This window comes from Streptomyces sp. DH37 (assembly GCF_029813835.1).
Lineage (GTDB): Bacteria > Actinomycetota > Actinomycetes > Streptomycetales > Streptomycetaceae > Streptomyces.
Map to the genome: position 1 here is coordinate 34,807 of NZ_JARVKV010000006.1, position 23,109 is coordinate 57,915.

Annotated in this window: 24 protein-coding genes and 2 pseudogenes; 13 read left to right on the forward strand and 13 right to left on the reverse strand. The window is 75.9% G+C overall.

Annotated elements, in window-relative coordinates; all coding sequences use genetic code 11:
* Positions 1–22: 22 nt before the first annotated feature.
* Together QC029_RS04980 and QC029_RS04985 are read left to right on the forward strand one after the other, a co-directional pair.
* Positions 23–742 (forward strand): CBS domain-containing protein, encoded by a 720-nt coding sequence (locus tag QC029_RS04980; protein ID WP_279554143.1) that lies wholly within the window; start codon positions 23–25, stop codon positions 740–742.
* Between the two features lie 118 nt (positions 743–860).
* Positions 861–1,406, forward strand: a complete 546-nt coding sequence (locus tag QC029_RS04985) for a flavodoxin domain-containing protein (protein WP_279554144.1) — start codon at positions 861–863, stop codon at positions 1,404–1,406.
* Positions 1,407–1,511: 105 nt separating this feature from the next.
* Here QC029_RS04985 and QC029_RS04990 read toward each other — a convergent pair whose 3' ends face one another.
* Positions 1,512–3,227 carry a GAF domain-containing protein gene (locus QC029_RS04990; protein ID WP_279554145.1) on the reverse strand — a complete coding sequence of 572 codons (1,716 nt, stop codon included), beginning with the start codon at positions 3,225–3,227 and terminating at the stop codon, positions 1,512–1,514.
* 333 nt (positions 3,228–3,560) lie between these two features.
* On the opposite strand from QC029_RS04990, the gene QC029_RS04995 reads away from it, so the two are divergent.
* On the forward strand, positions 3,561–3,845 hold the full coding sequence (locus QC029_RS04995; protein ID WP_279554146.1) for a DUF1540 domain-containing protein: 285 nt from the start codon (positions 3,561–3,563) through the stop codon (positions 3,843–3,845).
* Positions 3,846–3,890: 45 nt separating this feature from the next.
* Here the strand turns inward: QC029_RS04995 and QC029_RS05000 are convergent, their stop codons facing one another.
* Positions 3,891–4,883: a nitroreductase family protein gene (locus QC029_RS05000; RefSeq protein ID WP_279554148.1), complete on the reverse strand. Its 993-nt coding sequence runs from the start codon at positions 4,881–4,883 to the stop codon at positions 3,891–3,893.
* Positions 4,884–5,009: 126 nt separating this feature from the next.
* Entirely contained in the window at positions 5,010–5,264 is a 255-nt protein-coding gene (locus QC029_RS05005) for a DUF1876 domain-containing protein (protein ID WP_279554149.1), read from the reverse strand.
* Positions 5,265–5,736: 472 nt separating this feature from the next.
* On the opposite strand from QC029_RS05005, the gene QC029_RS05010 reads away from it, so the two are divergent.
* The 4 genes and pseudogenes from QC029_RS05010 to QC029_RS05025 all read left to right on the forward strand — a co-directional run.
* Positions 5,737–7,341, forward strand: coding sequence for an AAA family ATPase (locus QC029_RS05010; RefSeq protein ID WP_279554150.1), 1,605 nt, complete (start codon positions 5,737–5,739; stop codon positions 7,339–7,341).
* A gap of 107 nt (positions 7,342–7,448) precedes the next feature.
* A complete protein-coding gene (locus QC029_RS05015; RefSeq protein ID WP_279554151.1) occupies positions 7,449–8,813 on the forward strand; it encodes a nicotinate phosphoribosyltransferase in 1,365 nt (454 codons plus the stop codon).
* A gap of 118 nt (positions 8,814–8,931) precedes the next feature.
* On the forward strand, positions 8,932–9,543 hold the full coding sequence (locus QC029_RS05020; protein WP_279554152.1) for a TetR/AcrR family transcriptional regulator: 612 nt from the start codon (positions 8,932–8,934) through the stop codon (positions 9,541–9,543).
* A gap of 108 nt (positions 9,544–9,651) precedes the next feature.
* Positions 9,652–9,768: pseudogene (locus tag QC029_RS05025) on the forward strand (IS5/IS1182 family transposase); the annotation flags it as partial.
* A gap of 41 nt (positions 9,769–9,809) precedes the next feature.
* Here the strand turns inward: QC029_RS05025 and QC029_RS05030 are convergent.
* The 7 genes from QC029_RS05030 to QC029_RS05060 all read right to left on the reverse strand — a co-directional run bounded on the left by QC029_RS05030 (position 9,810) and on the right by QC029_RS05060 (position 14,026).
* Positions 9,810–10,280 carry a hemerythrin domain-containing protein gene (locus tag QC029_RS05030; RefSeq protein ID WP_279554153.1) on the reverse strand — a complete coding sequence of 157 codons (471 nt, stop codon included), beginning with the start codon at positions 10,278–10,280 and terminating at the stop codon, positions 9,810–9,812.
* A gap of 395 nt (positions 10,281–10,675) precedes the next feature.
* Positions 10,676–11,368 carry a hypothetical protein gene (locus QC029_RS05035; RefSeq protein ID WP_279554154.1) on the reverse strand — a complete coding sequence of 231 codons (693 nt, stop codon included), beginning with the start codon at positions 11,366–11,368 and terminating at the stop codon, positions 10,676–10,678.
* Entirely contained in the window at positions 11,365–11,757 is a 393-nt protein-coding gene (locus tag QC029_RS05040) for a DUF6114 domain-containing protein (protein ID WP_279554155.1), read from the reverse strand. Before QC029_RS05040 ends, QC029_RS05035 begins: the two co-directional genes overlap by 4 nt.
* Positions 11,748–12,368 (reverse strand): DUF6230 family protein, encoded by a 621-nt coding sequence (locus QC029_RS05045; RefSeq protein ID WP_279554156.1) that lies wholly within the window; start codon positions 12,366–12,368, stop codon positions 11,748–11,750. The genes QC029_RS05040 and QC029_RS05045 overlap by 10 nt, the downstream gene beginning before the upstream one ends.
* A gap of 423 nt (positions 12,369–12,791) precedes the next feature.
* Positions 12,792–13,001 (reverse strand): DUF4236 domain-containing protein, encoded by a 210-nt coding sequence (locus QC029_RS05050; protein WP_279554157.1) that lies wholly within the window; start codon positions 12,999–13,001, stop codon positions 12,792–12,794.
* A gap of 124 nt (positions 13,002–13,125) precedes the next feature.
* Positions 13,126–13,431 carry a hypothetical protein gene (locus tag QC029_RS05055; RefSeq protein ID WP_279554158.1) on the reverse strand — a complete coding sequence of 102 codons (306 nt, stop codon included), beginning with the start codon at positions 13,429–13,431 and terminating at the stop codon, positions 13,126–13,128.
* Entirely contained in the window at positions 13,424–14,026 is a 603-nt protein-coding gene (locus QC029_RS05060; RefSeq protein ID WP_279554159.1) for a hypothetical protein, read from the reverse strand. Before QC029_RS05060 ends, QC029_RS05055 begins: the two co-directional genes overlap by 8 nt.
* Positions 14,027–14,971: 945 nt before the next feature.
* On the opposite strand from QC029_RS05060, the gene QC029_RS05065 reads away from it, so the two are divergent.
* Positions 14,972–16,210, forward strand: a complete 1,239-nt coding sequence (locus QC029_RS05065) for a cytochrome P450 (RefSeq protein ID WP_279554160.1) — start codon at positions 14,972–14,974, stop codon at positions 16,208–16,210.
* Here QC029_RS05065 and QC029_RS31070 read toward each other — a convergent pair.
* From QC029_RS31070 to QC029_RS05080, 3 genes are all read right to left on the reverse strand, one after another.
* Positions 16,200–16,709: a DUF397 domain-containing protein gene (locus QC029_RS31070; protein ID WP_336621557.1), complete on the reverse strand. Its 510-nt coding sequence runs from the start codon at positions 16,707–16,709 to the stop codon at positions 16,200–16,202. The genes QC029_RS05065 and QC029_RS31070 overlap by 11 nt on opposite strands.
* 266 nt (positions 16,710–16,975) lie before the next feature.
* A complete protein-coding gene (locus QC029_RS05075) occupies positions 16,976–18,223 on the reverse strand; it encodes a HEAT repeat domain-containing protein (RefSeq protein ID WP_279554161.1) in 1,248 nt (415 codons plus the stop codon).
* Positions 18,224–19,002: 779 nt separating this feature from the next.
* Positions 19,003–20,208, reverse strand: a complete 1,206-nt coding sequence (locus tag QC029_RS05080) for a winged helix DNA-binding domain-containing protein (RefSeq protein WP_279554162.1) — start codon at positions 20,206–20,208, stop codon at positions 19,003–19,005.
* Between the two features lie 122 nt (positions 20,209–20,330).
* Here QC029_RS05080 and QC029_RS05085 point away from each other — a divergent pair, with 122 nt between their 5' ends.
* From QC029_RS05085 to QC029_RS05100, 5 genes and pseudogenes are all read left to right on the forward strand, one after another.
* Entirely contained in the window at positions 20,331–20,756 is a 426-nt protein-coding gene (locus tag QC029_RS05085) for a VOC family protein (RefSeq protein WP_279554163.1), read from the forward strand.
* A gap of 20 nt (positions 20,757–20,776) precedes the next feature.
* Positions 20,777–21,028 carry an aldo/keto reductase gene (locus tag QC029_RS05090; protein WP_279554164.1) on the forward strand — a complete coding sequence of 84 codons (252 nt, stop codon included), beginning with the start codon at positions 20,777–20,779 and terminating at the stop codon, positions 21,026–21,028.
* A pseudogene (locus tag QC029_RS31160) lies at positions 21,025–21,153 on the forward strand (aldo/keto reductase); the annotation flags it as partial. The gene QC029_RS05090 and the pseudogene QC029_RS31160, both read left to right, overlap by 4 nt.
* 94 nt (positions 21,154–21,247) lie before the next feature.
* Entirely contained in the window at positions 21,248–21,574 is a 327-nt protein-coding gene (locus QC029_RS05095; protein WP_279554166.1) for an aldo/keto reductase, read from the forward strand.
* 255 nt (positions 21,575–21,829) lie between these two features.
* Positions 21,830–22,846: a YafY family protein gene (locus tag QC029_RS05100; protein WP_279554167.1), complete on the forward strand. Its 1,017-nt coding sequence runs from the start codon at positions 21,830–21,832 to the stop codon at positions 22,844–22,846.
* Positions 22,847–23,109: the final 263 nt, after the last annotated feature.

Consider the following 23,109-nt stretch of genomic DNA (forward strand, 5'->3'; position numbering starts at 1 on the left):
GGAGAGAGACACGGAGGACACCATGAAGCACGAAGCGGTCGGCGCCGTCATGACGACCGACGTCGTCAAGGCCCGCCCGGCGACCCCCTTCAAGCAGATCGCCCGCCTGCTCGCACGGCACGGCGTCAGCGGCCTGCCCGTCGTGGACGACGACGACAAGGTCCTCGGCGTCGTCTCCGAGACCGACCTCCTCACCCACCAGGCACGCCAGGGCGCCGAGGGCTCCGCGCACCGCGCACCGCTGACCCGCGCCGCCCGCCGCGGCGCCGCCTCCGGCCGCCCCCTCACCGCCGGCGAGCTGATGACCGCCCCGGCCGTCACCGTCCACGCCCTGGACCCCGTCGCGCGCGCGGCCCGCACCATGGTCCGGCACGGCGTCCAGCGGCTGCCGGTCCTGGACGAGGAGGAACGCCTCGTCGGCATCGTCACCCGCCGCGACCTGCTGGGCGTCTTCCTCCGCCCGGACGCCGCCATCCGCGCCCAGGTCGTCGACGAGGTCCTGATCCGGTCCCTGTGGCTCTCCCCCGACACCGTGGGGGTCACCGTCGCCGACGGCGTGGTCACCCTGACCGGACAGGTCGAGCGCCGCAGCGAGATCCCCGTGGCCACCGCCATCATCCGCCGCCTCGACGGCGTGGTCGACGTCGTCAGCCACCTCTCCTACCGCCTGGACGACTCACGGCTGCGGCCCGAGGAACCCGCACTCCACGGCATCGCCGACAGGTGGCTCCACCACCACTGACGCGCCGCCCGCGGAAGGAGGCGCACCACCGGCCGCGCGGGGCACCCACCCGGCCCGCGCGGCCCCCGGCACGGCCGCGCACCGCCACGCACGGCCACGCACAGGAAGGCGATCACCGATGACCACCCCGCACACCCCGCAGCACCACGTACTCGTCGCCTACGGCTCCAGGAACGGCTCCACCGCCGAGATCGCCGAATGGATCGGCCGAGCCCTGCGGGAGAGCGGCCTGACCGCCGACGTCCTGCCCGCCGGCGAGGCCGCCGCGCTCGACACCCTCGACCCCTACGACGCCGTCCTGCTGGGCTCCGGCCTGTACGCGGGCCGCTGGCTCCGGGAGGCCACCCGCTTCGCCCGCCGCCACCGCCGGGCACTGGAACGGCTCCCGGTGTGGCTGTTCAGCAGCGGCCCTCTGGACCCCTCCGCGGGCGAACGCGACATCCCGCCCGCCCCCGGCGCGGCACGCGTCGTCACCCTGCTCGGCGCACGCGGCCACACCACCTTCGGCGGCCGGCTGGACCAAAACGCACGCGGCTTCATCGCCCGGCAGCTCGTCGCCCGGGGCAGGGGCGGCGACTTCCGCGACCGCGAACGCGTCCGGCGGTGGGCCCACTCGGTCGCCGGCGAACTCGCCCGGACCGACCGGACCGCCCGGAGCATCTGAACCCGGTCCCGGTCCCACTCCCACAGGAGCCCGGCCGCACGGGAAGGCACGGCGAGGACCGGGCCCCGCGGCGGGGCGGGACCCGCGGCAGGCCGTGCGCCGCGCTCAGCCCCCGCTCAGCGGCACCCGCCACACCAGACGGGAGCCGCCGGACGGCGGCCTCTCCACCAGCAGCTCACCGCCGAGCTTCTCGGCCCGCTCCGCCAGGTTGACCAGACCGCTGCGACGGCCGCCCTCCGGAACGCCCACCCCGTCGTCGGCCACCGTGGCGGTCAGGGACCCGTCCGCCACCACCAGCGAGACCTCGGCCGCCGTGGCGCGCGCGTGCCGCGCCACGTTCGACAGGGCCTCCGCCAGCACCGCCACCACATGATCGGCCACGGCCGGCGGCACGTCGGTGTCCACCAGCCCCTCCATGCGCAGGGCCGGGGTGAACCCCAGGTTCCCCACGGCCTCCTCCACCAGCCGGGCCACCCGCACCCGCAGCCCCTGCCGGCGGGACGGGCCGCTCCCGTGGCTGCGCAGGCCGAAGATCGTCGACCTGATGATCTTGATCGTCTCGTCCAGGTCGTCCACGGCCCGCAGCAGGCGCTCGCTCGCCTCCTGGTGCTGGACGAAGCGCACCGCGCTCTGCAGCGTCATCCCGGTGGCGAACAGCCGCTGGATGGCCAGGTCGTGCAGATCGCGGGCGATGCGGTCGCGGTCCTCCAGCAGGGCGACCTGCTCGGCGGCCCGCCGCCGCTCCGCCAGCTCCATGGCCACCGCGGCCTGTCCGGAGAAGGACGTCAGCGGCGCCGTCTCCGTCTCCGTGAACGGCGCCCGTCTCTCCCGGCGCGCCAGCAGCAGCACACCGTGCACCCCGTCGCCGGCGCCCATCGGCACCGCCACCACCGGGCCCATGCCCTTCCAGCGCCCCGTACCCGCCGTGATCCGGGGGTCGTCCGCGATGTCGGCGCTGGTGATCGCCTCGCCGGCGGCCAGCGCCGCCCCCACGAACGACCCCTCACGGGGCAGCACCAGCCCCCGGAACCCCTCGCTCCCCTCCCCCTCGGCCAGCACCACCTGGAGGTTGCCGGTGTCCTCCAGGGGCAGGGCCAGCACGCCCAGGTCGGCGGAGAGGATGTGGCGCGCGTGGTCGACGACCAGCGCCAGCACCTCGTGCTCGTCCACCCCGGACAGCAGTCCGGCGGTGATCTCGGCGTTGGCCTCCATCCAGCGCTCGCGGTTGCGTGCCTGCTCGTAGAGGCGTGCGTTCTCGATGGCCACGCCCGCCGCCACGGCGAGGGTGGACAGCACCGCCTCGTCCTCGGCGTCGAACTCCCGGCCGCCCCGCTTCTCGGTCAGGTAGAGGTTGCCGAACACCTCCTCGCGCACCCGGATCGGCACGCCGAGGAAGGAGTGCATCGGCGGGTGGTTGGGCGGGAAGCCCGAGGAGTTGGGGTGCTCGGCCAGCTCCGGGATGCGCAGCGGCTCCGGGTGGCGGATCAGCTCGCCCAGCAGTCCGTGGCCCGACGGCAGCGGGCCGATGGCGTCGATCAGCTCCTCGTCGACGCCCACCGGGATGAACTGGGACAGCCGGCCGTCCTCGCCGATGACGCCGAGGGCGCCGTACTCGGCGTCGACCAGCAGCACCGCGGCCTCGACGATCCGCTGGAGGGCGTGGGCCAGGTCCAGCTCCTGCCCCACCGACATCACGGCCTCGAGCAGGCTGTGCACCCGGTCCCGGGTGCCCCGCACGGCGTCGACGCGAGCCTGCAGCTCGTCCAGCAACTCGTCCAACTGCAGCCGAGGCAGACGCCCTGCGTCCTTCTCGCTCCCCATGCCATCCGGTCCTTCCGTCAGGCCCAAGAGCCTTTTCCCCAAAGGTAGTGGTTCACCCGGGCGGACCGCCGTCCCACCCCCGTCCCGTCCCCGGTGCTCCCCCGGCGCCGTGCCTCCCGGCCGCTCCTCGGGGGAGGCCAGTCGCGCGCATATCGTCTTTTCGTCTGCTTGGCATACTTTTTCTGCCGAGAGGCCGACGGCCCGTCGTACCCGTCCTTCGGGTGAACTCCGGTCCCCGGCAGGGGGGCACCGCCACCCGGCGGGAACCACTCCCCGGGCGGCCGCGCCCGCAGGCGGACGCCGGAGAACACCCGAGGAGCACTGGAGACCCCCATGGAGATGCCCGCTGTCACCGAGTGCGCGGTGGAGCCCTGCGTGTACAACAGGGAGCACGCCTGCCACGCGCTCGCCATCACCGTCGGCGACCCCCTGCACGCGCACTGCGACACCTTCTTCACCGCCCCGCGCAAGGGCGGGAGCCCCGAGGCGGCCGCGCACGTCGGGGCCTGCAAGATGTCCGACTGCCGGTACAACACCGACTTCGAGTGCCAGGCCACCGGCATCTCGGTGGGCGCCCGGCACGACTCGGCGGACTGTCTGACCTACTCCCCCCGCTGACCGCGCCGATCCCCCCGCCGGGGGGATCGGCGGGACCGGGGGCGGCTAGGGCTCGATGTCGAGCACCTCGTCCGGCGGGCGGCGCGGGGTGCCGGGCCCGGGCGGGCCGTAGCCCAGCCGCAGCACCATCTGCACCTGTCCCCTGCCCGACACCGGGTCGCGCAGCGGCCAGCGCAGGTCGGGCCACTCCACGGGCTGGTTGGCCGGCGAGCACACCAGGTCCTCCAGGGTGGCCAGCAGCAGGACGCGCTCCATGGCCTGGCCCGCCCGCAGCCAGTCCTCGGGCCGGTCCTTCAGGGTGCTGAGCAGGGCGACCTGCGGGGAGCGCTCGAACCGCGCCGGGCGCCGTCCGGGCACCCGCCCGGCGCCCGCGAAGTCCCGTACCGGGGCGCGTCCGTCGAGCCTGCGCGGCCCGAAGGCGTACCCGGGGATCCCGTCGTCGGCCAGGTCCGCCACGGCGGTGTCCACATGGGTCCAGCGCGCCAGGTCCTCCGCCTCGCCGCGGTCGGTGCGGTTGCGGGCCTCGGCCTCCTCGACCAGTTCCAGCACCCACCGCAGGTGCCACGGACTGGGGAAGTCCAGCAGGCCGCCCTCCCGGCGGGCGGCGTCGGACAGGGCGGTGCGCAGCGTCCCGGGGATCTCGGTCTCGGCGAACGGCAGGCGGCTGGTGTGCCGGCGGTGGACGGCCGGGTGGAGCGCGCCGAGCTCGCCCTCGCCCCTCTCCGGACCGGCCGGCCGCACCACGGCGAGCAGGGCGGGGTCGTCCGGGTCCGGCAGCAGCCGGACCACCGCGCGCCGCCCCTCGTGGGCGAGCGCGACCCTCAGGTTGAGCAGGGCGGCGCCGCAGCCGATGTGGAGGGCGCGCGCGTCGGGGTCGGCGTGCGGCAGGGCGCGCCCGAAGTCCGCGCGCACCTGGAAGACGCCCTCGTCCCTCAGATAGCGGAAGCGCCACGGCTGGGCGTTGTGCATGGACGGGGCCGCGGCGGCGTCGCGGACCAGGGCCGTGACCCGCTCCTCGGGCAGTGGCTGCGTGCTCACCGGACCTCCCCGGTCGTGGCTCGCCGGCCGGTCGGTGTGCGCGGGGCCCGGCGCGACGGCCGGACCCCGGCGCGCGCCCGCGGGCGGGGGCGCGCCGGGGTCCCGCCGCGCCGGCTCGGGCCGGACTCAGGGACCGGGGTGCGCCACGCCCTCGATGTCGCTGCGCGCGACGCTCAGCAGCTTCTGCGCCAGGTCGTTCATCGCACGGCCCGCCGCGAGTTCGTCGCCGATCTCCGGGATGTCCCTGTCGTGTGGGTTGCGCCGCGCGACACCCTGCCCGGTGATCGCCGTGCCCCCGAGGTCCAGCACCGCCTGGGCCTTCGTCGTCCCCCCGTCCTCGTAGAGGTGGAGGCGGACCTTCCAGTCCTGTGTGTGCGCCATCGTCTGCTCCCTGTGGTGGTGCGGGACCGATGCGGTCCGGACGCGTTCGGCCGGACCCCGGGCCCCGCTGCCGCGGGACGGGGGCGGGGGCGGCGGCCCGCCCGGTGTCCGCGCCCGCCGCGGTCCTCCGCGTGACCGTGCGCTCCCGCGGCGCTCTCCGTCCGCCGCCGTGGTGCGGCCGGGCGGACCGGCGGCGCACCGTCGGCCCGCCCGGGCGCGGAGCGCCCGCCGGGTCCGTTCGCCGCGGTGGTCGTCGCATCGGGCATCGACGGCACCTCCTCGGCGTCGATGCGCGTCCGGCCTCTTCCTCCACGGTAACCCCGGGGCCACGGGGGTTCCATCGGACGGCGCACGGTCCGCGCCCCCGGTCCGGACGGGGCGGCGGGGTTTCCGGACCGGGCCTCCCCGGTACTCCCCACCCGGCGCCCGGGCGGCCCGGAACCGCCCATCCGCACAGCCAGGGAGCGACAGGATGCCCACACCTCGAACCACCGGTCCCGCACCCCGGGCCGACACCGGACCGGCGGTGGCGCGGTCCCCGCGCGCGGACGTCCGCGAGACCCACACCGCGGTCCTGTTCTTCCTCGGGGACCGCGTCTACAAGCTCAAGAAGCCGGTCGGCCTGGGGTTCGTGGACTTCACCACCCCCGCCGCCCGGCGGCGGGGGTGCGAGCGGGAGGTCGCGCTCAACCGCCGCTTCGCGCCCGACGTCTACCTGGGGATCGCGGAGGTCCGCTGCCCCGGCGCGTTCCCCGGCGCGTTCGCGGGCGGGCCGGCGGACGGGGACGCGGGCGGGTCCGGCGAGCCCGAGCCGCTCGTGGTGATGCGCCGCATGCCGGCCGAGCGCCGTCTGGCCGACATGGTGCGCCGGGGCGCGGACGTGGAGGATCCGCTGCGGGCCGTGGCGCGGCTGCTCGCCGCGCGGCACGCGGACGCGCCGCGCGGCCCGGACGTGGCGCGCGAGGGCACCCGGGACGCGCTCGCCGGGCGCTGGGAGGCGAGCTTCGCCGAGGTCCGCGACCTGGCGGACGAGATCGCGCCGCCCGACGGGCTGGCCGAGACCGAGCGGCTGGTGCGCCGCTACCTCCGGGGCCGCGAGGTGCTGTTCCAGACCCGCATCCGGCAGGGGCGGGTGGTCGACGGCCACGGCGACCTGCTGGCCGAGGACGTCTTCTGCCTCGACGACGGCCCGCGCGTCCTGGACTGCCTGGAGTTCGACGACCGGCTGCGCCACGTCGACGGCCTCGACGACGCCGCGTTCCTCGCGATGGACCTGGAGCGGCTGGGCGCGCCGGACGCGGCGGCGTTCTTCCTCGCCCGGTACAGCGAGTACTCCGGGGACCCCGCGCCGCCCTCCCTGTGGCACCACTACGTCGCCTACCGCGCCTTCGTCCGCGCCAAGGTCTCCCTCATCCAGGCCACCCAGGGCGCGCCGGACGCGGCGCAGCGGGCGCAGCGGCTGGTCACCGCGGCCCTGCACCATCTGCGCGCCTCCGCCGTGCGGCTGGTCCTCGTCGGCGGGCTGCCGGGCCGCGGCAAGTCCACGCTCTCCGGGGCGCTGGCGGACCGGCTGGGCGTCACGCTGCTCAGCAGCGACCGCCTCCGCAAGGAGCTGGCGGGCGTCCCGGTGGAGCAGCCGTCGGCCGCCCCCTACGGCGAGGGCCTGTACACGCCGGAGTGGACGCGCGCCACCTACGCGGCCCTCCTGGACCGCGCGGCCGCCCTGCTGTCCTCGGGCGAGTCGGTGGTGCTGGACGCCAGCTGGACGGATCCCGAGCAGCGCGAGGCGGCCCGGCGGGTGGCCGAGCGCACCAGCGCCGACCTGGTGGCCCTGCACTGCCGGACGTCGGGCGACGTGGCCGCGTTCCGGCTGGCCAACCGGCCGCGGGGGACGTCCGACGCCGGGCCGGAGGTGGCCGCCGTGATGGAGGCCCGGGAACCGCCGTGGACGGAGGCCGTCTCCGTGGACACAGGCGGCCCGCTCCAGGCCGCGGTCGACCGGGCGCTGGCGGCCGTGCGCCCGTACGGGACCGGTCGCGCGCCGGCCTTCCGCCGTCCCTATATGGAGCCGGACTGACGGTCCGTGGGCGGCCGGCCCCGCCACGCTCGGACGCGGCGCGGACGTGCGGCGCGGACGTGCGGCGCGGACGTGCGACCGGAGGAGCGCGGACGGACACTTCGGGTATGACCGGACAGATGACCGTCCCCGGAGCGCTCACCACGGACGTGTACGAGGTGAGCATGGCCCTGGCGTACCTGCGCGAGGGCATGACCGGCGAGGCCACCTTCAGCCTGTTCGTGCGGAAGCTGCCGCCGCGCCGCGGCTTCCTGGTGGCGGCGGGCCTGGAGTCGGCGCTGGCGTACCTGGAGGGGCTGCGGGTCGGCTCCGCGGAGGCGGCCGCCTTCGCCGAGGCGCTGCACCGCCCGGTGGAGGACCTGGAGCCGCTGCGGGGACTGGAGTTCACCGGCGAGGTGCGGGCCGTGCCCGAGGGGCGGATCGTGCTGGCCGGCGAGCCGCTGCTGGAGGTGACCGCCCCGCTGCCGCAGGCCCAGCTCGCCGAGACCTGCCTGCTCAACCAGCTCAGCCACCAGACGGCGGTCGCCTCCAAGGCGGCGCGCTGCGTCCTGGCCGCCGCGGGCCGCCCGGTGGTGGACTTCTCGCTGCGCCGCACCCACGGGGTCGAGGCCGGTCTGCGCATGGCCCGGCTCGGTTCCCTGGTGGGCTTCGCCGGCACCAGCAACGTGGCCGCGGCCACGGCCTACGGGATGCCGGCGGTCGGCACCATGGCGCACTCCTTCGTCGAGGCGCACGAGGACGAGGAGGCCGCGTTCCGCGCCTTCGCCCGGGCCCATCCGGGCCCGGTGACCTTCCTGGTGGACACCTACGACACCGAGGCGGGCGTCGGGACGGCGGCGCGGGTGCTGCGGGACCTGGGGTACGGGCCCGGCTGCGCCGTCCGGCTCGACAGCGGCGACCTGGGCGCGCTGGCCGTGCGCGCGCGGCGGATCCTGGACGGCGCCGGACTGCCGGAGGTGCGGATCGTCGCCAGCGGCGGCCTGGACGAGCACGCCGTCGACCGCCTGGTGCGCTCCGGCGCCCCGATCGACGTCTATGCCGTGGGCACCCGCGTCGGGGTCTCGGCCGACGCCCCCTATCTGGACTCCGCCTACAAGCTGGTCGCCTACGGCGGGCGGCCGGTGATGAAGCTGTCCGCGGCCAAGGCCACCGCCCCGGGGGCCAAGCAGGTCTTCCGCGGCCCGGGCGCCGCCGATGTCGTCGGGCTGCGGGACGAGGCGCCGCCGCCCGGCACCGAGCCGCTCCTGGAGACGGTGATGACCGGCGGCCACCGCGTCGCCGCCCCCGCGCCGCTCGCGGCCGCCCGCGAGCGCTTCGAGGCCGATCTGGCCCGGCTCCCGGACGAGGCCCGGCGCATCGACGACCCGGTGCCGCCCGAGCCCGCGGTATCCGGCGCCCTGGCCCGCCTCACCGAGGAGGTCCGCGACCGCATCCGCGCGCGGGTGCTCGGCGGCCGGGTGGCGGGCGGCTGAACCGGGCGCCGCCGCGCGGGCGGCGGCGCGCCGGGGTACGCGACCGGGGCCCCGCCCGTCCCGCCCGCCCCGGCGGCACGCGTCGGCCCGTCCCGCCCCCTCGGCTACGCTTCCCGCGATGACGACGCAGCGCAGAAGCCCCGGCACCGCCCGGCGCAGCCGGGCCACCCGCCGGGCCATCCTCGACGCCGCGCTGGAGCTGGCCGGGGAGGTCGGGTACGCCGGGCTGAGCATCGAGGGCATCGCCGCCCGGGCCGGCGCGGGCAAGCAGACGATCTACCGCTGGTGGCCCTCCAAGGGGGCGGTGCTGTTCGACGCGCTGCTGTCGCTCTCCGAGGGGCAGGACGGGGAGCCCGCCGAACTGCCGGACACCGGCGACCTGGAGGCCGACCTGAAGACGGTGCTCCGCGCCACCGTCGACGAGCTGAACGACCCGCGCCTCGACGGGCCGATGCGCGCCCTGACGGTGGAGGTCCTCCTCGACCCCGCCCTCGCCGCCGACTTCGCCGAGCGGCTGGACGGGCCGATGAGGGAGCTCAAGCTCCGCCGTCTGCGCAGGGCCCGCGAGGCGGGGCAGCTCGCCCCCGGCGCCGATCTGGAGGTGGCCCTCGACCTGATCTGGGGACCGCTGCAGAGGCGCTGGCTGCACCGTGAGGGACCGCTGACGGCCGAGTTCGCCGACGCCGTGGTCGAGACCGCCCTGAACGGCCTGCGTCCCCGGCCGAGCTGAGCGCCTGGTCGTGCCCGGGGGCGCCGGCTCGGCGGCGACGGGCACGGTCCGTCCACGGGAACGTCACCCGCCGCCCGACGGCACGCCGACGCCGTCCGGAGGGGCGCCCCCCGCCGCGCGACCGTCGACGTGATCCGCCACGTCGTCGGCACCGGCCGCGAAGGGCGGGCCCCGCCCGGAGACTTCCCGCCCCGGCGGACCCGCCGCGGGTCCGCGGCCCGCTGGAAGGTGGCGGCCACCACCGCCGCCCACGGTCCGGTCCGGGGTCACATCGGGCCCAGCGCCTCCCGGGGCGCGGCCGCCAGCTCAAGGGTCTCGAGCACGGTGAGCAGTTGCCGCTCCTCGTAGCGGAAGTGGTTCTCCATGATCGCGGCGATGCCTTCGAGGTGGTGGTCGAGCTCCTCGGGCGGCGCGGCCCGGTCGACCGCGGCACGGAGGCCGCCGAGCAGGTGGGCGATCATCGAGTGGTCCTGCTCGAGCGAGCGCAGCACGGGGCGGAGTTCCGGGTGCGCGGCTGCGACGGCCGGGAACAGGGTGCGGTCCTCGCCCTGGTGGTGGCCGTCGAGGGCCGCGCAGAAGCCGTGGCAGTACAGCAGCAGTTCACGGGTGGCCGCCTCACCGGGGGCGCCGTCGGCGAGGGAGGCGCGGGTCACGGCCAGCGCTTCCCGTAGCCGGTGGTGCACCTGGCGGAGTTCTCGGCTCCAGGCGACGAGCCTGGTCGTCTCGCGCTCAGTCACGCGAGAGCGAAGGGTGCGACGAGTGCGAGCGCATCGTCGACCTCCTTCGGTCCGGCGCCTCCATGCCTGACACGGTCTGCCACCGGCACGCGACGCTTCCCGCACACTACCGCGCCTGCCGCCTCGCCGGTACCGCCGCCGTCCCGCACGCCGGGCGTGACGGCCCACGCGGCACCCGGCGAGCGCCACGGCGATGCGCGGGTTCCGCACCGTTCCCGCTGCCCCGGCGGCCGCCACCCGCCCGGGCTCCCCCATCGGTTCTCCATCGGCCCGGTCCGGGAACGGGCGCCGGCGCCCCGTCCTTCCGGCGGGCCGGAGCGTACGCGCGGCACGGGCCCCGGGCGGCGGCCTGGTCGCCGCCCGGGGCCCTTCGGAAGGGACCGACGCCCGCGGGGCTAGCCGGTCACGGTGATCTGCGACGCGGGGTCGGTCACGTCGGTGATGTTGTAGGCGGCGTTGAAGACGGAGCTGGTGGCGCTGGTCGGGCAGCCGAATCCGCCGACGACGTCGACGGGCACGGAGGCGTTGGTGAAGGTGAGCCTGGACGGCGCCCCGTTGGTCCAGGCGCCGGAGATCGAGGCGGCGCCGTCGGGCGCGGCGGTCACGGTGCAGTTGGCCAGACCGCTGGTCTTCAGCACGAAGCCGCCGCTGGGCATGGTCAGGCTCGCGGTGGACGGCGACCCGTGCTGGACGGAGACGCCCCACTCGCCGCTGGTGGTGATGGAGGCGGAGACGCCCGGCATGCTGGTCCGGCACGAGCTGTAGGTGGGCGGGTTGAGGGGGTTGGAGACCGGGCCCGCGGCGTTGCTGTTGTCCGGCGCCTCCGGGACGCGGTTGGCGTCGCCGGCGCCCGCGGGGACGGAGCTGGAGACCGTGCAGGTCACCGTCACCGCACCGGCCTTGAACGTGGCGCTGCCGGTCAGGTTGGCGGCGAAGTAGTGCCCGGCGGGGGAGACCGTCGTGGGGCCCGCGACGGCGGCCGGTCCGGCCGCGGCGCTGCCGGCCCCGGTGAGGGTGAGGGCGGCGGCGGCCGCCAGGCCGGCGCCTATGGCGAGGGGGGTGCGGGAACGTGACGGACGGTTGATCACGCTTCCTCCTTGACTGTCGGGGGGTTGGGGTGGGGGGACACCGGCGCGGGCGCCTCCGGCTGCCAGCCGAAGACGAGCCCGCCGCCGACGACACCGGCGACCGTTCCGATCAGGAAGCCGCCGAGATTGGAGAGGACCAGCGCGGACGCGGCGACCATGACCGTGAGGACGCCCGCGAGGGTGCGGTGGTGCGGCGTGAACCAGGCGGACAGGCCCAGCACGACCATGACGGCTCCCAGGAGGACGGACGCGGTGCCCGCGACCCCCTGGTGCAACATGACCTTCAGCGGGGCCAGGGGGATGGCGGCGATCTCCACGCCCGCGGCGACGGTGACCAGCCCTCCCCAGAACGGCTGGCTCCGGCGCCAGCGCCGCCACCTCAGAAGCATTCGCGCTTGCCCTTGGTGATCTTCATGCTGAGGTCGGCGAGCTTGAACGTGCCCGCGTTCGTCGCCCACGCGGTCTGCTCCAGATCGCGGATCTCCAGGGTGTCGGCCTGCTGGGAGAAGGCGTCCTGCATGCCCTGGCCGCCGTCGGGGCCCTTGTCGAGCGTGGAGGCGTCACGGCCGATCTCGATGTTCGAGAACGAGGCGTCGCCCGAGAGCTGGGTGGCGTCCACGAACAGGTCGGTGGCCTCCACCGGCTTGTCGCCGGTGCCCGCGGAGAGCTTCAGCGAGATGTCGCCGAGGACGGGCAGGGTGGTGACGACCGACTGGCACAGGCTCTCCATCCGCGCCTGCCTGATGCCGGTCACCGCGACGGGCAGCAGCTGGTCGCGGGCGTTGACGTCCACGCTGCCGTACTGCACGAAGCCGGTGCCGGTGAGCCGGTCCGCGGACACCTTGAACTGCTGCCCGGACACGGCGAACGACGCGGCGAGGGCCCCCTCGGCCAGCGCCACGGCCAGGACGCCGGTGACGGCGAAGCCGGGGACGCACACGGCGGCGAACCTGCGCCATCTGACGCGGCCGTCCACGGGTCTTTCCTGATCGTCCTTCATCACACACCCCTCCGGCGGCGCCCGCGAGTCCTCGCGGACGTGCCTCTGGCATACGGACTGCGATGGATCGGTGCTGGGTAGCGTCGGCCCGGCGCCCGACGGGCACCGGTCCGGTACGTACGGTGGCACGGCTCCGCCCCGCGCCTCCACGGGGCGCACGGGGGGACGTCCGGTATTAGTGAACATGTCAATACCGGCGAGTAGGTTGACTGTATGTACGCCACCGGTCACTGGCAAGGTTCCGTGCAGTCCCTTTTCGGCCATTCGCCGCGGTCTCGCGTTCCGCCCGCCCGGGCGGCGCCGAGCCCTGCGGAAGCCGCGGGTCCCCGCGCCGGAGGACCGGCCCCGGAGCCCTCTTGGGGCTCCGGGGCCGGTCCGGTGCGCGGTGTGTGGTGTGGTGCGCGGTGTGCTACCGCCGAAGCGTCAGCGGCCGCCGCGGCGGCCGCGGCTCGTCGTCGTCTTCCGGTATCCGAACGGACCGGGAAGGTCCATGGACGTGGTGCGGCGCCCGGTCGAACTGACCGTGTGACGCGGCCCCTTCCCGCTGCCCAGGGTGAACGACCAGGAACGGCGGTTGATGTTCAGGCGCACCCCGGGCAGGATCCGGAAGCTCCTGCGGAACGTGACGGCCATGCGGTCCTCCTCGACTCGGCTGTCCTCGGCGTTCCCGGCGGCGAACCGCCCTGCCGAATGCGGATGTCGTCCGTGTTCCCGGCTCCGGCCCGGCCGAACTCGCCCGCCCGGCCGGGCCCCGGGCTCAGCCGGACCCGCCCGCCGTACCGCCCTCCCCCTCCTCCGCAGGGGGAGCCAGGCGGGCCGCCTCCGCCAGGGCCTGCTCCCTGCTCATCCCGACGAGCACGCCGGCCGGGACCGCCGCCGCGGCGCAGCCGCCGTCGTGGTCGTACGCGAGGTCGTCCAGGAAGCCCTGCCTGCGGAGGGACCACACGCGCGGACGCACCGTCAGCGGGCGCCCGCGCAGCAGCAGCGGCCCCCCGCACACGCAGCAGTGCGTCACCTCCGGCTCCCACGGGCCGCCGACGGCACGCACGACGGGCTCAGACATCGCGCCCCTCCCCTCCGTCCTCTCCCCGCCCGCCGGCGCGGGCGGCGCGCAGCAGCGTCCTGCGCGTCCACCACTCGCTCAGCGTCCACTCCAACTCCGCCAGGGCGCCGGCCGCCAGCACCGCGCTCGCCGCCCAGCGGCACACAGCGTGCCAGAACGAGGCGCCCTCGGGGGCCGCGAGGGCCAGTGCGCCACCCGCGCCCAGCAGGGCGATCCCCAGGTTGTAGGTCAGCGCCGCCCGGCGGCTCAGCCGCAGCCACTCCCCGAAGTGACGGCGCTGCTCCCGCCGCAGCACCTCGCCGGAGGGCCTGCGGGAGTCCGGCGGGTGCCAGGACTCCACGTCCGCCGGGGAGTAGAGGTGCCGGCGGGCGTGGAAGCCGTACTGCACGCTGCCGACGAGCGCGGCGAAGGCGAGGGTGAGCAGCAGCATCGCCGGGCCGGGCCAGCGGAACTTCTCGGCGTCGGCGCCCAGGACCCCGACGGTGGCGATGCAGGCCCCGGCCAGCAGCGGCGCGGCGACGAAGTGGGCCGCCTCGGCCGCGCCGCCGTGGCCCAGCGGCACCGGCCTCCCCCAACTCCCCGGCTCGTCGGCCATGTTCTCCCCCTCCGCCGCCCGCGCCCCGCGTACCGCTCGGCCCAGTGTCACGGCCGGGGGCGCGGGGCGCAAAGCGCGTTCCGGCCCGGCGGCGTGCCGGGAAGCAGCGGGCGGCCTCGCGCCGGTCCGGTTCGGTGGAGCGCGGCCGGATGACGGACGGCACGCCGAACGGCACCGGTCCCGGGCCGATTCGGGTACTGCCTCCGGCGGCCGGCGGCGCTCAGCGAGCCGGCCACCCCGGCGTTCACCCCGGAGCAGGCCGCCACCGGGTCGCGTCCGCGGTGGCGTGGGACGTACGAGCCGGACACCGGAGGCTCACCGCGGCGATGCCGCTCAGCCCGGGAACAGGGCGCGCGCACCATGTCACCGCCCTTCGGCGGGCGTGGGAGTGTCCGCGCGGCGAACCGGCACCGGCCCGGTGGTCACGGGAGCGGCAGGTGCGCTTCCGCCGCCGCCGTCCACGTCCCCGCGATCGCCGTTGCGCGAAACCCCGGTCGGCGCGGCGGGAAACCCTCTCCCGCGCCCCTCCCCCGCGCCCCGCCGCGAGCCGTCGGGCGGTTGGACCCGTACGTCGGCGGCGGCCGCGACCGCCGGGACAGCCTCGCGCGGCGGACGGCCGGGGATCCCCCACGCCCCGTACGCGTCGCCGGAATCCTTCCGAGGCGCGAGCGGCGGGACGGATCCCACCCGCCACCCCGCCACCTCCACCGCATTGACCGATTCCGCCGTAGCCCGGAGGGAGGCGGGCGGCGGACCATGACCGGGTGCGGTGACGGACCGGTCGCACCGTACGGACGCACCGGCGTGACGGGGACGGGCCGAGCGGCCGGCCGGGACGGCCCGGCCCGCGGAGGCGGCGGTGTGCGCGCACGCGCTCCGCGGCGCCCACGCGTCCCGCGACCGCGCACCGCCCGCACCGCCGGCCCCTCCCACGAGGAGACCCCGATGGACCGACAGCCGATGGACCCACCGGTCCTCGTACTGGATCCCAACGGCGCCGACCGCCGGGCCGAGGACGCCGCCCTGCGCGCCCGCGGTCCGGTGGCTCCGGTGGACATCCTGGGCGTGCGCGCCTGGGCGGTCACCGACCCGGAGGTGCTCAAGGGGCTCCTGACCGACCCGCGGGTGTCCAAGGACGCCTACCGGCACTGGCCGGCGTTCCCCGACGAGATCGTCGGCCGGTGGCCGCTGGAGCTGTGGGTGAGCGTGCGGAACATGTTCACCGCCTACGGACCCGAGCACCGGCGCCTGCGCCGGCTGGTCAGCCCGGCGTTCGCGGCCCGCCGCGTCACCGTCCTCGTCCCGCGCATCGAGGCCGTCGCCGCCTCCCTGCTCGACGACCTCGCCGCCGTCCCGCCCGGCGAGAGCGTCGACCTGCGCGAGCGCTTCGCCCACCCCCTGCCGGTCCAGGTGATCAGCGAACTGATGGGCCTGCCCGACCACTCCCGCTCCGACTTCGGCCGCACCGTCGACGGGGTCTTCGACACCACCCTCACCCCCGAGCAGGCCGCCGCCAACACCCGGGAGCTGTACGGCGTCCTGCGCGACCTCGTCGCCGCCAAGCGGGCCCGCCCCGGCGACGACATGACCTCGGTCCTGATCGCCGCCCGGGACGAGGGGGGCGACGGCTCCGCCCTCAGCGAGGAGGAGCTCGTCGACACCCTGCTGCTGGTCATCAGCGCGGGGCACGAGACCACGGTCAACCTCCTGGACCAGGCGATCGTCGCCCTGCTCACCCACCCCGACCAGCTCGGCCACGTCCGCGCCGGACGCGCCGGCTGGGGCGACGTCATAGAGGAGGCCCTCCGCTTCGAGTCGCCGATCGCCCACCTGCCCCTGCGGTACGCCGTCGAGGACATCCCCGTGCCCGGCGGGCCGGTGATCCGGCGGGGCGAGGCGATCCTCGCCTCGTACGCGGCGGCCGGCCGCCATCCGAGGCTGCACGGCGACACCGCCGACTCCTTCGACGTCACCCGGCCCGGCAAGGAGCACCTGTCCTTCGGCCACGGCGTCCACTTCTGCCTCGGCGCCGCCCTCGCCCGGGCGGAGGCCGGGGCCGCTCTCCCGGCCCTCTTCGCCCGCTTCCCCGACCTGCGCCTCGCCGTCCCCGCCGACGCCCTGCGCCCCAACGCCGGCCTGATCTCCAACGGCCACGCCTCCGTCCCCGTCCACCTCACCCGCTGAGGGGCGACGGCGGCCAGGCGCCCGGCGGCGGCCCCGCGGGACGGGGGCGCGGACGCGACGCGAGCGTCGGACGTACGAGCGGGACGCCGGGGCGAGGAAGGACGCCCAGGCGTCCGGCCCGACCGCGCCGGGCCGTGTCCTCGGAGCCCCGTACGTGGACGGTGCCGGTACGGGCGGCGGCCTCGACGCCCTCACCACCGGCTCCACTGCTGTAACTGCTCTTGGACCAGGAAAGACCGGCCGAGCCCTCCCCGGCGTGCGGCAGGAGTTCGGCAGCCGGGCCGACGGCGTGGTGAAGCCCCCGGCAGACGGGTTGCCGACCGAGAGAACCGTCTCCACCAGAGGCTTCGCATGCCCGCCCACCCGCCGGGCGTCGACGTGCCCGGTGCCGCCCTGTGCTCCCTGGCCACTCGTCTACGGCGGCACCGCCGCGCGATCGGCTCCCGCCGGCCCCGGCCGCCAGACCCTGCTCACGCCCGCCCACCTGCGGACGGAACACACCTGTGCCCAGCCCGCGGCCCGAACCCGGGCCGCCCGCCCCGCTCCGCGTCCCCCTCCCCCGCCATCGGCTCTGCGCTGCACGAGCTCCACCTGGCAGCCGGAGCAGCCTTCCGCTCGTCCGCCGAGCCGTCGCCGCCGAACTGCCGTCCCCTCAGCGGAAACTGGTGGAGGGCCCGCTTTCCTGCCTCGGAGCAGTGCAGCGTTCAGGACGGCTCTGACACCGGATCCGCCCGACGCCGCATCCGGCAGCGGGCGCCCGTCCCCCTATGCGGGCATCTCCGCGTAGGCGCGCATCGCCGCGCGGTCCTGGGGCAGGCCCCACGCCCGCAGGATCTCCAGGAAGTTCACCCATCGCCACGTGCCGTCGTCGAGCGCGGCCAGTACGCGGACCAGGCGCTGCTGACGGCGGTCCAGGTCCGCGAACGCCGGAAGGCCGGTGGGGCGCTGCCCGCCGAAGGCCAGGTGCAGGGCTGCCGCGGCGACCGCGAAGCCGGCGGGCCCCGTGGTGGCGGCCAAGCCGTCCGTCACGGCGTCCAGGGCTTCGGCCGGGTAGCGGTCGGCCAGCTGGGTGAGGCTCGCCGCGGCGTAGCCGCGCAGGTCACCCTCGTGGAACAGGATGCCGGGCGGGCCGGGCTCCGGCGGGTCCGCCTCGGCGGCGGCCAGTTCGGCGAGCACCTCCGTGCCCACCGCGACTCCGGAGTCCGTGCTGCCCAGGCGTGCCAGGGCGGTCGCCGCCGCCCACCGCACCGCCCGGTCCCCGGCGGTGAGGAACGTCCGCAGCCTGTCGGCCTGGGTGGCATCGCCCAGCAGGCCCACCGCCACCAGCGCCGTGGCCACCACGGCCCGGTCGGTCTCGCGGTCGAGCAGATGGAGCAGGTGCGGCACCGTGCGGCCGGCCTCCTCCGGGAACCAGGCCAGCAGGTACGCCGTGGCCGCGCGCACGGCCGGATCGTCGTCGCCCAGCAGGGCGCACAGGGCCGGCACCTCCTGCCGCACCGCGTCGTAGGCGCCCAGTTCGGCGTCGGCAGCCCGCAGTTGCGCGTCGACGTCGAGCATCGCGCGGTGCATCTCGCGCACGCGCCGCTCGCCCTCGTCGGGCGCCTCCGCCACCCACGTGTCGTACTCGGCGCGTATCTGCTCCGGATCCTCCGCCGCGAACCGCGCGACCTCCTGCCGCCAGCCGGATATGTCGACGCCGCCCGGCAGGTGCGCCTCGTCGTAGCCGACGGCCAGCGCCGCCAGCAGTTCCAGGGCCTCGTGCCGGTCGGGCAGCGAGGCGTCGGCCGCCATGCGGGCCAGGAACGGCACGGCCGCGGCCGACGCCTCGTAGCGGCTGCCCTGGTGGAAGATGTTGCCGTACAGCTCGTGCAGGGCCTTGGCCCGCTCCTCGGCGTCCGCCCCGCACAGCGCCCGCAGCTGCCCCGGGACGTCGTCCGCGGCTCCGTAGGCGTGCTCCAGGGCCGACCAGTCGACCGCGTCCAGCCCGGCCAGGGGATCGTTCTCCGTCGTCATGAGCGGCAAGGTCTCACACCGCTCTGACATCCAGGGCCTCCGCCCGGTGCATTCCTGCCCCGCGAGCCCTGGCCCCTCACCACACCGAACGCCGTTCCCTGACGCGGCCGGCTCCAGAGGAAAGGGCCCGGAGCCGATGCCCGGGGAGTCCGGAGTACCCCATGGTGCCCTCACGGCCCGCACAGGCGCTGGGCGCGCGGTCGACCGGAGACGCGCCGGGCCTGCCCGAGGACTGGACGAAGGGAGTGTTCCGCTGTGACGCGTGCGCACGAGGAAGAGGTCCCGGACCGGATCGCCGAGGGGCTCGTCCACACCGAGTCGGAGGCGGCCTTCCTCACCGCTCGGCGCCGTACCGAGCAGGTCTTCGAGTACGACCGCACGCCGCCGGGTGAAACGGAGAGACGCCGACGGACGAGGACCTCACCGCACGCGCTGCCGGACGTCAGGCGGTTCCCCCCGGACCGCCGGACGGGGCAGAGGGAGGGGCGCCCGCGTTGCGGAGGCCGGCGCGGTAGACGGTCGCGGTCCTCCCGCGGCGGGGCGGCGATACCGCACCGCCCGCCATGACGGGCACGGCTACGGCTTCCTGGGCGGCACCACCCGGCTCAGCCCCGTCCACGGGAACGGGTTCCGGTCGACGGCCCGCCCATCGTCGCGGTTGCCTTCCGTCACCGCCGGAAGTGGGACAGAGCCGCTCGCTCGACAGCCCCCGGACGCGGCCTCGCCGTGCCGCTCCACAGAAGTCGCGCCGGGACCCGTTCTCGCGACGGAGGCCGGTGTCACGTCCTCATCGCGGGTGAGGTGTAGACGGGGGTGACGCGGAAGCCGTCGAGCCAGGCGGTCAGCCGTTGCGCCTCCTCGTCGAGCAGGCGTCGTTCGGCGGGGGTGACGGACTCCAGCAGCCGGAGGTGTACGCGTCCGGCCACGTCCTGCACCCAGCAGCCCACCACCCGGCCGTCGACCCAGGCGGTCGTACCGGCGTTGCCGCGGCGTTCGAAGAGCTGGGCGCGGTGCGGGCCGAGGTAGAAGTCGCGGCCGCACCAGCCCATCACGGTCGGGTCGAGGACGGGCAGCAGTGCCGCCCAGCGGCCGGGGTCGGTGACCTCCTGGAGGTCGTCGGGCAGCAGCCAGCCGGTCGCTGCGGTGTCCAGCGTCACGGGGAGCGCGCCGAGGTCGGCGAGGGCGGTGCGGACGGTGGTCCTCGTGGCTCCGAGCCACCACACCAGGTCGTCCTCGGTGCCGGGGCCGAAGGTGTACAGCCAGCGGCGCACGATCTCGCGGTAGCCGGCGGCGGGGTCGAGTGCGGCGGGCGGGGCGCCGAGCCAGTGGCGCGTCAGGGTCCAGCGGGGACGGGAGGCGTACCAGCCGGCGGTGTTGGTGCCGCGGACGATGTCGGCGGTGGCGCCCAGTTGGGTCAGTACGCGCGAGGCGGTCCAGGGGTCGCCCGGCCTGACCGCCACCTTCACGTCGATCGCCGGTACGGCCCGGCGGATCTCCCGGGCCGTGAGGCCGTCCGCGGCGGTGGTGAGCAGGGCCAGGACATCGGCGCGGGCGTGGTCGAGCCAGGCATGGCCGTCGGAGGCGAGGCCGGCCTCGACGACGTCACCGGCCATGCGGGCGCGCTCGGCGGCGGCGACCCGGGCGGACGGACCCGCCCAGGCCGCGGGGAGCAGGTCGCGGGGGAAGACGAACAGGGTGCGGCGCATGGCGAGCTGCCTGACCAGACCGCGTTCGATGAAGAGGGCCCGGTCCACGTCGGCGGTCGTCAGCGCGTTCGTGCGGGCGTGGCAGGAGAGGTGGACGGTGGCCGGTTCGGTGGCGTGCAGGACGGTCATCGCCCGGGTGACGTCCTGCGGTGATCCGGCGCGGAACGAAGGGGCCAGCATGTGCCGGACGGCGAGCCGGGCGCGGCGTTCCGCGTCGGTGACGTGGCGTACGGGCGGGCCTGCGGCGTCCGGTGACCGGCGGGGGAGAACTGTCGGCATGGGGGGCATCGTCCCCGGGGTACAGGTCATTCCCTGGCCTCTACCCCTGTGAATGTCTCCCCTGCCGGGGCACACGGCCCCGGCGGCCCGCGAGGGCCGGAAAGAGGAACAGGAACCACGGCATGAGCATCAGGACCGTCACCCACATCAACCTGCGCGGCAATGCCCGGGAAGCGCTGGAGTTCTACCGGTCCGTCTTCGGTGGTGACCTCGTCGCCGTCACCTACGCCGACCTTCGGGCGGTGACCGAGCCGCAGGAGGCCGACCGGCTCTCGTGGGGTCAGGTGACCTCGCCGGCGGGCTTCCACGTCATGGCCTTCGACGTCCCCTCCGCACGGCCGTACGACCAGGGTGTGAGCTCCTACTTCGTCTCCGTCCGCGGCACGGACGCCGACGAGATCAGCCGCTACTGGCACAGGCTCCGCGAGGGCGCCACCATCGTCTCCGACCTCGCCCCGTCCGCCTGGGCACCGCTGTACGGCATGCTCACCGACCGGTTCGGCGTCACCTGGACCCTCGACGTCGCCACCGAGTACGTCCCCTCCTGAACGGCGCGAGGACCACGGACGTGAGGACACGCGCACCGGGGCGGACCGGCATCCGGTCCAGCCCCTGCCGCCTGGGCACCGTGGTGTTCGGCAGACCCGGCAGTCCCGACCACGAGGACCGCGCCCGCACCGTCCACCGGGCCCTGGACGCCGGCGTCAACCTCATCGGCACCGCCGACGTCCACGGGTACGGCGGGACCGGGGAGATCACCGGCGAGGCCCCGAGGGCCGGCGCGACGACGTGGTCCTCGCCACCGCGTCCCACGGCGTGACGGGACGGGATCCGAACCGGCGTGGAGGCTCACGGCGCTGGATCACGACCGCGGTCGAGGACTCCCCGCGCCGGCTGAGGGTCGACCGCGTCGGCCTCTGCCGGATCCATCGTCCCGAGCCCGGTACGGACCTCGAGGAGACGCTTCCGGCGCTCACCGGCCTGCCGCGCAGCGGCACGGCGCGGCCGTCGGCTCCTCGGACTCCCCGCTTCGGGGATCGTGGAGGGGCGGTGGCCCGCCGGGCGGCGCGGGCCGGCCCGTCCGCGCACCGAGCAGCCGACGTGCTCCGTCCTCAACCGGGCGACCGAGCGCGAGGTGCTGCCGGTGCGTCGGCGGTACGGCGTCGGCACGCCGGTGTGGAGCCCGCTCGTCTCGGACGTGCTCGCCGGCCGCCACCGCGAGGGGCGGCCCCCGGACGGCCGGCGGTCGCAGTGGGGGCCGAAGCACCTGACCGACGAGCGGGCCCTGGACCTGGTCGAGCAGCTCATCGCCCTGGCCCGGGAAGCGGGGTGCCGATCACCCCCATGGCGACGGCGTTCGCCGTGAACCACCCGGACGTCACCTCGGCGGTCATCGGCCCGCGTACGCTCGCACACCCGGAGGACCTGCCGGCGGGCGCGGGCGTGGTGCCGGAGGACGCGCTCCTCGACCGCACCGACGCGCTCGTCCCGCCCGGCGGGCACCGCCGGAACCCGGTCCACCCACCGGGTACGGGGAGAACGACACCGGGACGGACCGGAACGGCGCCCTGCCGCGGGACAGCGGTCGACAGCCCGGGGGAACGCGAGAGAGGACGGGAATGTGCCCACCAGTTCGGCACCGGCGGCATCGCAGCGCCTGCTCAACCTCCTGAGCCTGCTCCAGACCCGCCGGGACTGGCCGGGCGCGGTCCTCAGCGAACGCCTGCACGTCAGCCCGCGCACCCTGCGCCGCGACATCGACCGGTTGCGCGACCTGGGCTACCCCATCACCGCGACCAGAGGACCCGACGGCGGTTACCGGCTCGGGGCCGGTACCCGGCTGCCGCCCCTGCTCTTCGACGACGACCAGGCCGTCGCTCTCGCCATCGCCCTGCGGACGGCCGTGGTGAGCGGCGCCGGGATCGAGGAGGCGGCCGGGCGCGCGCTGGCCACGCTGAGCCAGGTCATGCCGGCCCGGCTGCGCGCCCGCATCGACGGCTTCGACGTCACCCCGGTCGCGCACGCCGAAGGGGACGGTCAGCCGGCGGATCCTCGGACGCTGCTGGCCGTCGGCGCCGCCGTCCGCACCCGTGAGGAGCTGCGCTTCGACTACCGCACGCCGGGGCGGACGGAGGACCACGAGGCCCTCCGGCCGCCCCGGCAGGTGCAGCCCCATCACCTCGTCGCCCGTGCCGGGCGCTGGTACCTCGTCGCATGGGACCCCGGGCACCAGGACTGGCGTGTCCACCGCGTCGACCGGATGACGCTACGCAGCCCCAACGGCCCCCGCTTCACCCCCCGCGAGCTGCCCGGCGGCGACGTGGCGTCCTTCCTGGCCGCCCGCTTCAGGGGCGCACAGGACACCGACGCCTGGCCCTGCCGGGCCGACGTCGTCATCGGTCTCCCTCCCGACCGGGTCCTCCCCTTCGTCGGGGACGGCATCGTCGTGGCGACGGAGCCCGACCGCTGCCGCGTCAGGGTCGGCTCCTGGTCCTGGGCCGGCTTGGCGGCATGGCTGCTGCGGTTCGACGCCGACATCGAGGTGGTGGACTGCCCGGCCCTCCGCCGCGCCTTCGCCGTCGCAGCGGCTCGATCGGCCCGTGCCGCCGGAGGCGACGACACCGATGCGGCCGGGTGAGCCCCCGCCCGGCGCGGCGAGACGTGCACGGTGGCCTCCGGGCCCCCTGGCACCGCCGTGCTCGCCGGGACCGCCGAGCTCGCGGATCCGGCCCCTCCTGGCCGTCCTTGGTGCCCGCGGGAACACGGGCCTTGTAAGTCCCATCCGTTGACGCAGGCCGGGGCCGGGGCTCGCGCTTCTCCTCGGTCATGCCGGCCCGGATGTCGACCCGGTCACCGTTCTCCAGGGCGGCGTCCAAGCGGATCCCCTTGACGGTGGACGGG